At 59.8% G+C, this 13198-nt stretch carries 11 protein-coding genes; 5 read left to right on the forward strand and 6 right to left on the reverse strand.

Annotation, left to right across the window (positions count from 1 at the left end):
- The first annotated feature begins 248 nt into the window (after nucleotides 1-248).
- Both hslO and KGB20_RS27360 read left to right on the forward strand, forming a co-directional pair.
- On the forward strand, nucleotides 249-1151 hold the full coding sequence (gene hslO, locus KGB20_RS27355; RefSeq protein ID WP_154910732.1) for an Hsp33 family molecular chaperone HslO: 903 nt from the start codon (nucleotides 249-251) through the stop codon (nucleotides 1149-1151).
- Between the two features lie 180 nt (nucleotides 1152-1331).
- Nucleotides 1332-2873 carry a phosphoenolpyruvate carboxykinase gene (locus KGB20_RS27360; RefSeq protein WP_057712463.1) on the forward strand — a complete coding sequence of 514 codons (1542 nt, stop codon included), beginning with the start codon at nucleotides 1332-1334 and terminating at the stop codon, nucleotides 2871-2873.
- Nucleotides 2874-2969: 96 nt separating this feature from the next.
- On the opposite strand, the gene KGB20_RS27365 is transcribed toward KGB20_RS27360, so the two are convergent.
- The 3 genes from KGB20_RS27365 to KGB20_RS27375 all read right to left on the reverse strand — a co-directional run bounded on the left by KGB20_RS27365 (nucleotide 2970) and on the right by KGB20_RS27375 (nucleotide 4637).
- A complete protein-coding gene (locus tag KGB20_RS27365; RefSeq protein ID WP_154861249.1) occupies nucleotides 2970-3323 on the reverse strand; it encodes a DUF1493 family protein in 354 nt (117 codons plus the stop codon).
- 290 nt (nucleotides 3324-3613) lie between these two features.
- Complete coding sequence (locus KGB20_RS27370) at nucleotides 3614-3913, reverse strand: hypothetical protein (protein ID WP_154910731.1); 300 nt, start codon at nucleotides 3911-3913, stop codon at nucleotides 3614-3616.
- A gap of 433 nt (nucleotides 3914-4346) precedes the next feature.
- The gene (locus KGB20_RS27375) at nucleotides 4347-4637 is read right to left on the reverse strand and encodes a hypothetical protein (RefSeq protein WP_150812035.1); all 291 of its coding nucleotides are present in this window, start codon (nucleotides 4635-4637) and stop codon (nucleotides 4347-4349) included.
- A gap of 448 nt (nucleotides 4638-5085) precedes the next feature.
- On the opposite strand from KGB20_RS27375, the gene KGB20_RS27380 reads away from it, so the two are divergent.
- The 3 genes from KGB20_RS27380 to KGB20_RS27390 all read left to right on the forward strand — a co-directional run bounded on the left by KGB20_RS27380 (nucleotide 5086) and on the right by KGB20_RS27390 (nucleotide 9077).
- Complete coding sequence (locus tag KGB20_RS27380) at nucleotides 5086-7020, forward strand: ATP-dependent DNA helicase RecQ (protein WP_154910730.1); 1935 nt, start codon at nucleotides 5086-5088, stop codon at nucleotides 7018-7020.
- Between the two features lie 232 nt (nucleotides 7021-7252).
- Nucleotides 7253-8479, forward strand: a complete 1227-nt coding sequence (locus KGB20_RS27385) for a 3-hydroxyacyl-CoA dehydrogenase (RefSeq protein WP_154946657.1) — start codon at nucleotides 7253-7255, stop codon at nucleotides 8477-8479.
- A gap of 175 nt (nucleotides 8480-8654) precedes the next feature.
- A complete protein-coding gene (locus KGB20_RS27390) occupies nucleotides 8655-9077 on the forward strand; it encodes an acyl-CoA thioesterase (RefSeq protein ID WP_007972849.1) in 423 nt (140 codons plus the stop codon).
- 66 nt (nucleotides 9078-9143) lie between these two features.
- On the opposite strand, the gene KGB20_RS27395 is transcribed toward KGB20_RS27390, so the two are convergent.
- The 3 genes from KGB20_RS27395 to fdhD all read right to left on the reverse strand — a co-directional run bounded on the left by KGB20_RS27395 (nucleotide 9144) and on the right by fdhD (nucleotide 13146).
- Nucleotides 9144-9635 (reverse strand): glycine zipper domain-containing protein, encoded by a 492-nt coding sequence (locus KGB20_RS27395; protein WP_057712453.1) that lies wholly within the window; start codon nucleotides 9633-9635, stop codon nucleotides 9144-9146.
- 326 nt (nucleotides 9636-9961) lie between these two features.
- Nucleotides 9962-12310 (reverse strand): FdhF/YdeP family oxidoreductase, encoded by a 2349-nt coding sequence (locus KGB20_RS27400; protein WP_154910728.1) that lies wholly within the window; start codon nucleotides 12308-12310, stop codon nucleotides 9962-9964.
- On the reverse strand, nucleotides 12307-13146 hold the full coding sequence (fdhD, locus tag KGB20_RS27405) for a formate dehydrogenase accessory sulfurtransferase FdhD (protein WP_057712451.1): 840 nt from the start codon (nucleotides 13144-13146) through the stop codon (nucleotides 12307-12309). The genes KGB20_RS27400 and fdhD overlap by 4 nt, the downstream gene beginning before the upstream one ends.
- Nucleotides 13147-13198: the final 52 nt, after the last annotated feature.

The raw sequence follows: 13198 nt of genomic DNA on the forward strand, positions 1-13198 counted from the left end.
CGCATGGACGATATCGCCGCTCGTCGAAAATCACACACAGTCTCTGATCTGTAGGCCATAACCACATTGCCAGCAGTGCAGAGCGGGAAACGACCCGGAACCCATCAGCGCTTGTTCCACCTGCTTGGATCAGGCCCGGATTGTTCATAAAATGCCTTTCATGGCTGAACATTGCGCACCCGAGTGGTCGCGCAAGGTAAATTTCTTGTTTCCTGTAACCATTTTCACTACTTCAGATACCCAGACCTATGACCGATCACGCGGATAACGACTTCACACAACGCTTCATCTTCGATGACAGCGACACCCGTGGCGAGCTGGTTTCGTTGGAGCTCAGCTACGCCGAAGTCCTGGCCAAACACGCCTACCCGCAGCCGGTCGCGCAACTGCTCGGCGAGCTGATGGCGGCCGCATCGTTGCTGGTCGGCACGATGAAGTTCGATGGCTTGCTGATTCTGCAAGCCCGCTCCGAAGGCCCGATCCCGCTGCTGATGATCGAGTGCTCCAGCGAGCGCGACATCCGTGGCCTGGCCCGTTACGACGCGGATCGCATCGCTCCCGATGCCACCCTGGCCGACCTGATGCCTGAAGGCGTCCTGGCATTGACCATCGACCCGAAACAGGGCCAGCGATACCAGGGCATCGTCGACCTCGACGGCGCCACCCTGTCCGAATGCTTCACCAACTATTTCGTCATGTCCCAGCAAGTCGGCACGCGTTTCTGGCTGTACGCCGATGGTCGTCGTGCCCGTGGTCTGTTGCTGCAACAACTGCCGGCCGATCGTTTGAAAGACGAAGACGAACGCGCCGCCAGCTGGCAGCACATCACCACTCTGGGCGGTACGCTGACCGCCGATGAGCTGTTGAGCCTGGACAACGAAACCGTGCTGCATCGCCTGTACCACGACGAGCAGGTGCGTCTGTTCGATGTGCAGAAGCTGCGCTTCCGTTGCAGTTGCTCGCGCGAACGTTCGGCCAATGCGCTGGTCAGTCTGGGTATGGAAGACGCGCAGCAATTGGTGGACGAACACGGTGGCAACATCGAAATCGATTGCCAGTTCTGCAACCAGCGCTACCTGTTTGACGCGGCCGATGTCACTCAATTGTTCGCCGGGGCGGGTATCGAGATGCCGTCAGATACCCGTCACTAAAACGGTTCAGCGCAGGTAAATTCACTGCCTTGCGCCGGATTAACGCCGTTACGACAGGAGGGGCCTACTCTTTTTGGGCTTTTCTGGCATAATCCGGCCCACTTTTTTCGCGGTAGTAGTGCACGACTTTCTACTACAAAAACGTTTGGAGCACTCGGCCACTGGCCGACGGGGAACCTCATGACGCAAGCCAACAATGCCGTGTACACCGATCTGAGTGTTGATGATCTGGTTAAAGAAGCCCTCAATCGCGGTGAAGGCGAGCTTGCCGATACCGGCGCGCTGGTTGTTCGTACCGGTCACCGTACCGGCCGTTCGCCAGTCGACCGTTTCATCGTTGAAGAGCCAAGCACCCAGGCTGCCATCGCCTGGGGCCCGATCAACCGCAAGTTCCCGGCCGACAAGTTCGACGCCCTGTGGGCTCGCGTTGAGGCATTCAACAACGCGCAAGAGCATTTCGTTTCCCACGTGCATGTAGGTGCGGCTTCCGAGCACTACCTGGCCGTGAAGATGACCACCCAGACTGCCTGGCAGAACCTGTTCGGCCGTTGCCTGTTCATCAACCCGGCTCAGTACAACCCGGCGGGTCGTGACGAGTGGCAGGTCCTCAACGTTGCCAACTTCGAGTGCGTGCCAGAGCGTGACGGCACCAACTCCGACGGCTGCGTGATCATCAACTTCGCACAGAAGAAAGTGCTGATCGCCGGCATGCGTTACGCCGGTGAAATGAAGAAAGCCATGTTCTCGGTGCAGAACTTCCTGCTGCCGGCTGCCGACGTACTGCCAATGCACTGCGCCGCCAACATCGGCGAAGAAGGCGACGTGACCCTGTTCTTCGGTCTGTCCGGCACTGGTAAAACCACCCTGTCGGCCGACGAAAGCCGTTACCTGATCGGTGACGACGAGCACGGCTGGGGCGAAGGCGTTGTGTTCAACATCGAAGGCGGTTGCTATGCCAAGTGCATCGACCTGTCCGAGAAGAACGAGCCGGTTATCTGGAAAGCCATCAAGCACGGCGCGGTACTGGAAAACGTCGTTATCGACGACGCCAAGCACGCCGACTACGCCGATGTCAGCCTGACCCAGAACAGCCGTGCCGCCTACCCGCTGGAGCACGTTGCCAAGCGCTCCGAGAAGAACCTCGGTGGCGAGCCGAACGCTGTGATCTTCCTGACCTGCGACCTGACCGGCGTACTGCCGCCAGTGTCGATCCTCAACGAAGAACAAGCGGCTTACCACTTCCTGTCCGGTTACACCGCCCTGGTCGGTTCGACCGAAATGGGTTCGGGCAGCGGCATCAAGTCGACCTTCTCCACCTGCTTCGGCGCGCCGTTCTTCCCGCGTCCAGCCGGCGAATACGCTGAGCTGCTGATCAAGCGCATCCGCGGCTTCGGCTCCAAGGTCTACCTGGTCAACACCGGCTGGACCGGCGGTGGCTACGGCGTCGGCAAACGCTTCAACATCCCGACCACTCGTGCCGTGATCGCAGCGATCCAGAGCGGCGCGCTGATCGGTACCGAGACCGAGCACCTGGACACCATCAACCTCGACGTGCCAGTGGCCGTACCGGGCGTTGAGACTGGCCTGCTGAACCCACGCAACACCTGGGCCGACGTAGCCGCCTACGACGAAGCCGCCAAAGCACTGGCCGGCCTGTTCATCGAGAACTTCAAGAAGTTCGAAGTGAGCGACGCGATCAAGGCTGCTGGTCCAAAGCTCTAAGCGTTGGATTGAGCTAACGAAAAAGCCGCCCCTCGGGGCGGCTTTTTTGTGCGCAAAATTCAGTTTTTCGCGGGCAAGTCAGAATGCGTCGGGCCGTTACAGGCCTTCGAGCTCATCCGTGTCCCAGCGTTGGGCCTTGATGGCCCGGTAGAGCATGCCGATGGTCAATGGCACCTTCTCGCCGCGACCCTTGGCTTTTCGCTTGAGATTCACGTCAAAGCCGTCGGGCTGGAAATAGCGATAACTGTCGAAATCCACGAAGTCGATGACGAAGTAGTCTTCCAGAGTTTCGATCAAATGCCGGGCGTCTGCACCGTTGCAGCCCAGGTCGAAATTGATCGAGGTGCCGAGGCTGATGGTTTTGCGTTCGGGGAAGCCAAGCTCCTCATGCAGCAGTTGCATGAGTTGCTGCATCAAGTGGTCGTCGGGGAGGTTGGAGGCGAGGTTCATTGGGGGAGATCCGTTTGGTCCTTAACGGATCTTATTGGTCGTCGGACTTGAGAGGAAGGGCCGGCTGAGTTGATTGCTCTCGGCTCAGCATTTTCAGTTTGCAAGGAGGACCGACGTTCACCCCGTAGGATCTCGTTCATTTGTTGCACGCTTTCCATTAGCTCATCAAAAAAACTGCTCATGGTTTCCTTCTGTATCCGATGAGGGCATTGAGTGGTTTGTTTCCAACGGAGCAAATCTTGTTTCTTGATCGCTCCTGCGCAGTGCGTGGGAGCGATCTCCATTAAAGATCAGACCGGAGCTTTCCAGTTGAGCATGCGTTGTTGGGCGACTTTGAGCAGGTCGCAGCCGTCCTGGGTCAGCAGGTAGAGCGCGTGGGTGATGTGCGGGATGTCTTTGAGGTCGCCGTGTTTGAAGCATTGGCAGTGCAGGGTTTGCAGCAATTCGCTGGAGGCCCGGATGCGCTGGAGGGCGGCTTCGAGGATGTCTTGAGGGTTGGCCTCTGTGTCGATGATCAGGGGCCGGGTGTCGGTGAGGTTGGATTGGAGTGGACGGTAGCGTTCGTTGGTGAACGGGTTCCATTTGTTCATTTTATGTATTCTCAAATGTTTTAGATGAAACCACCGCCATCGTGACCAAGCGATGGGAGGCGGACTGTGTTCGGGTTGGTCAACCGGGAGAACACACAAAACCGGCACGCTCGAAGGCGTCCCAAACACAGCCACCATAAAACGTGCAGACACTTGAGTGCCGGCAGCATACAACGGACGCGTTTATGTGTTCCATCGGGTGACCAAGCCCGAGTCGCTGATTTGGCAGCGACACTCCGGACTATAGGAGTGGGTCACTGTTCATCGATAGCCGACAAGTTGTCTTGTTTTGTAGGACCTTGCCGAAGCTTTCATAGGTCGTTGCTGACGGAGTTATCCACAGCGAGATTTCCAGAATGTGCTTGTCCTCAGAAGGACCGCGTTATCGTTCATCACGAGCAAGCTCGCTCCCACAGGAGATTGTGGTGGGGCTTCAGTCGGTGAGTTTCGGCAGGCGCTGCCGGGCGATGTCGAGCAGGTCGTTGCCGTCCTGGGTCAGCAGGTACAGGGCGCCGACGATCTTGGGGATGTCGCTCGCTTCGGCCTGTTTGAAACACGTGCAATAAAGGGTTTCGAGCAGGTCGCTGGCGGCGCGTATGCGTTGTCGGGCGGCGTCGAGGATCTCGTAGGGGTCGGCCTCGGTATCGATGACCAGCACTGGGGTTTCGCTGTAGCGGCTCTTGAGCGGGTGATAGCGGGCTGTCGGCGTGTCGGCTTTCTTCATCGAGTGGGTCCTGTGCGAAATCGGCAAGTGTTCCCGGCAGGCCGAGACACTGTTTTCAGCCGCGCCGGAAACTATAGGAGGACCTGGCGTTGCAGGACAAGATGGCTGAAATGGACAGGCGTTGTAGGGTATTTATCGTGTTCCGAGGAAAAGGCTTACACATTTTCGGAGGTTTGTGCGCCGTAGCCGCTGCCGGTAAAAATGCCTACGGGGTTATTGGTCGCTGTTTAGCAAGTATCGGCAGAGAGGGCTTTGGAAGCTGTCGGGTATTTCGAGTTTTGCGGTGGGTGTGCTGGCCTCTTCGCGAGCCTGCTCGCGAAAGCGATCTCAAGCCCTTCCAGCCATCCGCTGTATCATCCGGTATCGTTTTTGCCCCCGACCTTTTCTCGACTCGCTGCGATCGCCGGCCAGGCTTTTGACTCCGCAGCAGTCAACGGAGTGACAGCTTATGCACAACACCCTGGAACAGGTTTTCGGTTATCCACAATTTCGACCCGGTCAGGAGGCGGCCGTCAGTGCCGTGCTGGCCGGGCGCTCGGCGGCAGCGATTTTCCCCACCGGTTCCGGTAAATCCCTTTGCTACCAATTACCGGCGTTGTTGCTGCCGCACCTGACGCTGGTGGTCTCACCCTTGCTGGCGTTGATGCAGGATCAACTGGCGTTCCTGCAACGCCACGGCATCTCGGCGGGCAGTATCGATTCGGCCCAGAGCCGCGATGACGCCAGCGACGTCATGGCCCGGGCAAAATCCGGCGAACTGAAGATTTTGATGATCTCCGTGGAGCGCCTGAAGAACGAGCGCTTCCGACATTTTTTACAGCAAGTACCGATCTCGCTACTGGTGGTGGACGAGGCGCACTGCATTTCCGAATGGGGGCATAACTTTCGCCCGGACTACCTCAAGCTTCCCGACTATCAACGCCAGTTCAACATCCCGCAGGTGTTGCTGTTGACCGCAACGGCGACGCCCAAGGTCATCGCCGACATGCAGGCGAAATTCGCCATCGCCGCCGACGATGTGGTGACCACCGGTTTCTATCGCCCGAACCTCAATTTGCTGGTGGAGCCGGTTCGCGGAGCGGACAAGCGCCGACGCCTGGTCGAATGGATGAGCCAGCGTCCGGACCAGCCGAGCATCGTCTATGTCACTTTGCAGAAAACAGCCGAGCACATCGCCGAACACCTGAACCGCAACGGCATTCAGGCCGAGGCTTATCACGCCGGGTTGCCCCATGAGCAACGGGAAGCGATCCAGCGTCGCTTCATGGGCGGGCAGTCCAATTGCATCGTCGCCACCATCGCTTTCGGCATGGGCATCGACAAAAGTGACATCCGCAACGTGGTGCATTTCGACCTGCCCAAATCCATCGAAAACTACAGCCAGGAAATCGGCCGCGCCGGGCGTGACGGGCAGCCGTCGGACTGCCTGGTATTGGCCAACCGCGACAGCCTCAACGTGCTGGAGAATTTCGTCTACGGCGACACACCCGAACTGGATGGCATCCGTTGCGTGCTTGAAGAGATGCATGCCGCTGCAACCGAAGGGCAGTGGGAGTTTCTGCTGGGGCCGTTGGCAGACCAGAGCAATATTCGCCAGTTGCCGCTCAAGACCTTGCTGGTGCAACTCGAATTGCGCGGGTTGATCGCCCCGCGCTACGCGTACTACGCCGAGTACCGTTTCAAGTATGTGCAGGAGCCCGAGGTGCTATTGGCGCGTTTCGAAGGCGAGCGCAGGGATTTTGTCGCTGCGATCATCCAGACCTCCAGCCGCGCCCGGACCTGGGCCACGGTGAATTTCGAGGCGCTGTACGAGCAGCATCAGGCCGAGCGCAGTCGGGTAGTCAAGGCGCTGGATTACTTCCAGGAAAAAGGCTGGGTGGAGCTCGAAAGCAAGCAGATGACCGAGGTCTACAGCGTGCTGCAAAGCGGGTTCGACAACGTCGCGTTGAGCGAGGAACTGCACGGCTATTTCACTCGGCATGAGCGCACCGAGATCGCGCGGATTCACGCGATGCTGGATCTGTTCGCCACCGACCGTTGCCTGGGTTATCGCCTGGCCGAGTATTTCGGCGACCACAATGCCCCGCAGCAATGTGGACATTGTTCGGTGTGTCATGGGCAAGTGGCGCGGCTACCGGCACCACCGGAGTTGCCGGCGCTTGTGGATAAGAATTTCGAGGCGCTGTGTGGCGGTTTTATCCACAGGCACGAGCAGCACACGGGCAACGTGCCCTCGGCTGAACGCGTAACACGGTTTCTGTGCGGGATCAGCGTGCCGTTGTTCACCAAGCTCAAGGCGCGGTCGATTCCCGGGTTTGCGGCGCTGGAAGATTATCCGTATGCCGGGGTGCGGGAGTGGGCCGAGCGGCATCTACTCGGTTGAAACACGGTCAGTGTGGGAGCGGGCTTGCTCGCGAAAGCGGTGGGTCAGTCACCATCACTGCCAACAGATGGATCGCCTTCGCGAGCAAGCCCGCTCCCACAGGGATTTGCGGTGTACTCAAAGGGCTACATCCATCCGCTGAATGTTGCTCATCACAGGAATAAATTTCAAAAAAAGCCGGTGGCTGACTATGGTGGTGGCTGTCTTCGGATCGCCAACAAGAGAACAAAACATGAGCCAGACACCGTCGAATATTCAGCGCGCCGCCGTCATCGGCGCGGGCACCATGGGCCGTGGCATTGTCATGTGCCTGGCCAACGCCGGAGTGGCCGTGCAGTGGGTCGACAACAATCCGCAAATGCTGGAGCAAGCGCTGGCCACCGTGGCGGACACCTATGCCCACAACGTGCGTCAGGGCCGCATTGATCAGGGCGAAGCCGATGCCCGTGTCGCGCGCGTTACGGCGGCGGATGGTTATGTGGCCATCCGCGATGTCGACCTGGTCATCGAAGCGGTGTACGAAAACCTTGAGCTCAAGCAGAAAATTTTCCGCGAGCTCGATGGCCTGCTCAAACCTGAGGCGATTCTGGCCAGCAATACTTCGGCACTGGACATCGATGCCATCGCCGCGGTCACACGTCGGCCGCAGCAAGTGCTGGGCCTGCACTTCTTCAGCCCGGCGCATATCATGAAACTGCTGGAAATCGTCCGTGGCGCGCAGACTGCACCGGCGGTGCTCGACGCGGCACTGGCGCTCGGCCAACGCATGGGCAAGGTCAGTGTGGTGTCGGGCAATTGCGATGGTTTCATCGGCAACCGCATGCTCAATACCTATGTGCTCGAAGCGCGAAAAATGCTGCTCGAAGGCGCTTATCCCTACCAGGTGGACGCAGCGCTGCAAGCCTTCGGTTTTGCCATGGGGCCGTTCCGCATGTTCGACGTGGTGGGCGTCGACCTGCAATGGCGCTCGCGCCAGTTATCCGGGATTGGGCAGGATGCTCCGGAGGTCCAGGTGGATAACCGTTTGTGTGAGCAGGGACGTTTCGGCCAGAAGAGTGGCAACGGCTTTTACCACTATGAACCGGGCAGTCGTCAGGCCGAACACGATCCGCAGGTCGACGCACTGGTGCTTCAAGTCAGTGAGGAGCTGGGGTTCCAGCGCCGCGAGATCGGCCCGGAGGAGATTCTCGAGCGCTGCTTGCTGGCACTGGTCAACGAAGGCGCGAAGATCCTTCAGGAAGGCATCGCCGGGTCGGCTCACGATATCGATCTGGTCTACCTCAACGGATACGGTTTCCCGGCGGACAAGGGCGGGCCGATGGCCTGGGCGGATCAGCAAGGGTTGGCGGACATTCACCGGCGCTTGATCGACCTTGAGACGCGTCAGGGTGATCACTGGAATCCGGCGCGGGTGATTGGGGAGCTGGCGGCGGCTGGCAAGGGCTTCGCTGACAAGTGATTGATGCGGCGCCTGCAAGGGCGCCTTCACGAGCAAGCCCGCTCCCACATTGGATATCGGTCGTACGCAAAATCTGTGTTCACCGAAGATCAAATGTGGGAGCGGGCTTGCTCGCGAAGAACGATAACGCGGTTTTCGCCTTAGACTGGCGAACCCACTCCAGGAATCAACGCTGATGCCCCAACGCACCGACTACCCCCACTTCCAGCCCATCACCACCCGCTGGCACGACAACGATGCTTACGGTCACGTCAACAACGTCACCTACTACAGCTTCTTCGATACGGCGGTGAACACTTACCTGATCGAAGTCGGCGGCCTGGATATCCATGACGGTGAGGTGGTGGGGTTCGTGGTGAGCTCCTCCTGTGATTACTTTGCTTCCATTGCTTTCCCGGACCGCATCGAGATCGGTCTGCGGGTGGGCAAGTTGGGCAACAGCTCGGTGCAATACGAACTGGCCGTGTTCAAGCAAGGGGAAGACGAGGCCTGCGCGGCGGGGCGCTTCGTGCATGTGTTTGTCGATCGTGCGTCGAATCAACCTGTGGCGATTCCTGCAGGGTTGCGCGGGGCGCTGGAGCGTCTGGTGGTTCAGTAAGGCAAAAAAAATCGCAGCCCTTGGGCTGCGATTTTTGTTGTACTTACCAGCGAGGCGCTCGAGGCCTTAGTCGCGGTAGTACTTGTGGTGCTTCTTGCGATGGCCATAGGCATGACCACGGCCCGGATGGCCGTCACGGTAGTAACGACGATCACCATGGCCGCGATACGAACGACGATCGTCGTCGTCATCATGATCGTACTCTTTGCCCATGTAGTTACCCAGCGCGCCACCGGCACCGCCGCCTGCTGCGGCGCCGATCAGGCTACCGGTGGTGCCGCCCATGCTGCGGCCGACCACGTTACCGCCTGCTGCGCCCAACGCACCGCCAAGGGCGGCTTCGCCACGGCTGTGTTTGTTTGCGCCGACGGCGCTACCACCCGCGCCACCCAGGGCCGCGCCGATGGTGGAACCTGTGCTGCCGCCTAACGACTGACCGACGACCGAGCCTAGAACCCCGCCCAATGCGCCGCCTACACCGGCTTCGGTGGTGCCGCCAGCAGATGCGATACCGCTGACCAGGCCAAGGGACAACAAGAGAATCGAGGAGAACTTCATGGAGGAACCTCAAGGGGATGACGGCGCGATCCTGAGGCTCTGGAATGGGCGTGACAATCGAAATCCGACGAATAACACGACTTGTATACAATATTGCAAGTTACTGTTTTTTGGACGGAACTTAACGTTTTTTTGCCGGTCTTTTACTACTTCGCAAAGGCCGTTTTCATCAGAGAACGGCCTTTTTTGTGGGCGAAAGGAAAGTACTGAATCTGGAATGTTTGTTGTTTCATCTACCGTATTCGCGAGCAAGCCCGCTCCCACATGGGAACGCATTCCAATGTGGGAGCGGGCTTGCTCGCGAAGAGGCCAGATCAAACGACGTGTTACGCCGACCTGGCCATGATCAACCCGGTCTCACTCGCCGCTTCCAACCGGATCGCCACGAATTTCGACGTCGGCGTATGGCTGTCATCGCCGGTGCTTTCCAGCGGCACCAACGGGTTCACTTCCGGATAGTAGGCCGCCGCTTGCCCGGCCGGGATATCAAACGCCAGCAGCGTGAAACCTTTTACCCGACGTTCAACGCCATCGTCCCAGAGCGAAACGATGTCCGCCTTTTGCCCTGGCTTGAAGCCCAGGCGAATGAGGTCGGCTTCGTTGACGAACAACACATCCCGCTGACCCTTCACACCGCGATAACGGTCGTTGAGGCCATAGATAGTGGTGTTGTACTGATCGTGGGAACGCATCGATTGCATGATCAGGTCCGGCAGTACGCCGGTGGCGCGGGTGCGTTCGTGCACCAGGTCTTTGGGCAGCGCGTTCGAGCGGAAATTGGCCCGGCCCGAAGCGGTGTTCCACTTGCGTGCGCCGGCACTGTTGCCCAGGTAGAAGCCGCCAGGGTTCTTGATCTTCTCGTTGAAGTCCTTGAAGTCGGGAATGGTCTCGGCGATCAGGTCGCGGATGCGGCTGTAGTCGGCCACCAGCCAGTTCCAGTCCACCGGGTGGCTGCCCAGGGTTGCGGCGGCGATGCCGGCCAGGATCGCCGGTTCCGAGCGCATCTGGTTCGACAGCGCCTGCAGCTGGCCATTGGAGGCGTGGACCATGCTGAACGAGTCTTCGACGGTTATCGCTTGCGGGCCTTGGGTCTGGATATCGATGTCGGTGCGGCCCAGACACGGCAGGATCAGCGCGTCCTTGCCGTGGGTCAAATGGCTGCGGTTGAGCTTGGTGCTGATCTGTACGGTCAGGTCGCAGTTTTGCAGGGCCTGGAACGTGCGCGGGCTGTCCGGCGTGGCCTGGGCGAAGTTGCCGCCCAGGCCGATGAAGACTTTAGCCCGGCCTTCAGCCATCGCATGAATCGCTTCGACCACGTTGTGGCCGTTGCCGCGTGGCACCTTGAACTGGAAGCGACGCTCCAGGGCATCGAGGAGCGCGACAGGAGGGCGTTCGTTGATGCCCATGGTCCGGTCACCCTGCACGTTGCTGTGGCCACGGACCGGGCACAGGCCTGCACCCGGCCGGCCGATATTGCCGCGCAGCAGCATCAGGTTGGCGATTTCCTGGATGGTCGCCACCGAATGACGATGCTGGGTGATGCCCATGGCCCAGCACATGATGATGTTCTTGCCCTTGACGTACATGCGCGCCGCTTGCTCGATTTCTACCAGGCTCAGGCCGGACTGCTCGACGATCTGCTCCCACGGGGTTTCGTCGATGACGGCCAGGTAATCCAGCACGTTGGCGCTGTGCTCATTGAGGAAGTCGTGGTCGAACACCGCCGGGTCGCCGGCTTTCTGCGCGTCGCGCTCCCACAGCAGGAGGAATTTCGCCATGCCGCGCATGATCGCCATGTCGCCGCCCAGGGCCGGGCGGAAGAACGCGGTGTTGGTCGGCTCGGAGCCGTTTATCAGCATTTCGATCGGGTGCTGTGGATGCTGGAAGCGCTCCAGGCCCCGCTCCTTGAGCGGGTTGATGCACACCACTTGAGCGCCGCGCTTCACCGCTTCGCGCAGTGGTTCGAGCATCCGTGGGTGGTTGGTGCCGGGGTTCTGACCCCAGACGAAAATTGCATCGGCGTGTTCGAAGTCGTCGAAGGTCACGGTGCCTTTGCCGACCCCGACGCTTTGCGACAACGCGACACCGCTGGCCTCGTGGCACATGTTCGAGCAGTCGGGGAAGTTGTTGGTGCCGTAGGCGCGCACGAACAGCTGATAGAGGTACGCCGCTTCGTTACTCGCCCGGCCCGAGGTGTAGAACTCGGCCTGATCGGGGCTCGACAGGCCGTTCAGATGCCTGGCGATCAGGGCGAATGCGTCGTCCCAACTGATCGGCTTGTAGCGATCAGTCTCGGCGTCGTAGCTCATCGGCTCGGTCAGGCGGCCCTGGTATTCGAGCCAATAGTCACTTTGTTCCAGCAGAGAAGTGACGCTGTGTTTGGCGAAGAATTTGGCATCGACACGGCGTTTGGTCGCCTCCCAGTTCACCGCCTTGGCGCCGTTCTCGCAGAACATCACCATGCCCTTTTCCGGAGAATCGCCCCAGGCGCAACCCGGGCAGTCGAAGCCACCGTTCTGGTTGGTCTTGAGCATGATGCGCAGGTTCTTCAGCGCGTTGTCACTGGTCAACCAGGCCTGGGCCACGCTGATCAGTGCCCCCCAGCCACCGGCCGGGCCTTTGTAGGGCTTGAAGCGAGGGACGGGTTTCTGGTCGGCTTGACGGTGTTGACTCACGCTTGATTCTCCAACGTTGGGCTGTAGACCCGCGGCGCATTCTTCTGTGGCAGATGGATGAGATTGAGGTTGTGGCGACGGGCCCATTGCACGGCAAGGCCTGTGGGCGACGACAGGCTGACCAGGGTCTGGATGCCGGCACGCAATACTTTCTGGATCAATTCGAGGCTGCAGCGGCTGGTGACAATCGCCAGCCCGCCAGCGGTGGGGATTTTCTGGCGGATCAATCCGCCGATCAGTTTGTCGAGGGCGTTGTGCCGGCCGATGTCTTCGCGGCCCAGCAACAACTCACCCTTGTCGTTCATGAACACTGCCGCATGCACCGCGCCGCAATGCTGGCCCAAGGGCTGGAAGGCGCCGATGCGCTCGCGCAGGCCATCAAGCCATTCGATCGGCGGCAACGGGGCACCAGGCAATACCTGAAGGTCCGGCAACGCCTGCTCGACCGCTTCCACGCCGCACAACCCGCAACCGCTGGTGCCTGCCAGTTGTCGGCGCTGCTGCTTGAGGTTCCAGAACGCGCGGTTGGCGATGGTCACTTGCGCGTATTGCGCCGACCCCGAGCCGCTGAGTTGCAGGTCGTAGATGTCCGTGGCGTCCTGGATGATGCCGCTGCCCAGGCTGAAGCCGACGATGAAATCTTCCAGGTCCGTGGGCGTGACCAGCATGACCGCCTGGCTGATGCCGTTGAAGGCAATCGCCAGCGCGACTTCTTCGGCCAGCGCGGTGCTGGCCGATTCGGAGTATTCGAGATTGCTATAGCTGTACGTCTGGCTTGCGGCGGGCGCGGGCGTTTCGAGGGCAGGCGCCGCGCATGCAGGGCGCTTGGTGTTCATGGCATCACCGACGGTTTGATCAGCTTTAAGACTAGGCGCGGCAACTTGTCGC

It is taken from the genome of Pseudomonas sp. BF-R-30 (assembly GCF_019956175.1).
Lineage (GTDB): Bacteria > Pseudomonadota > Gammaproteobacteria > Pseudomonadales > Pseudomonadaceae > Aquipseudomonas > Aquipseudomonas jessenii.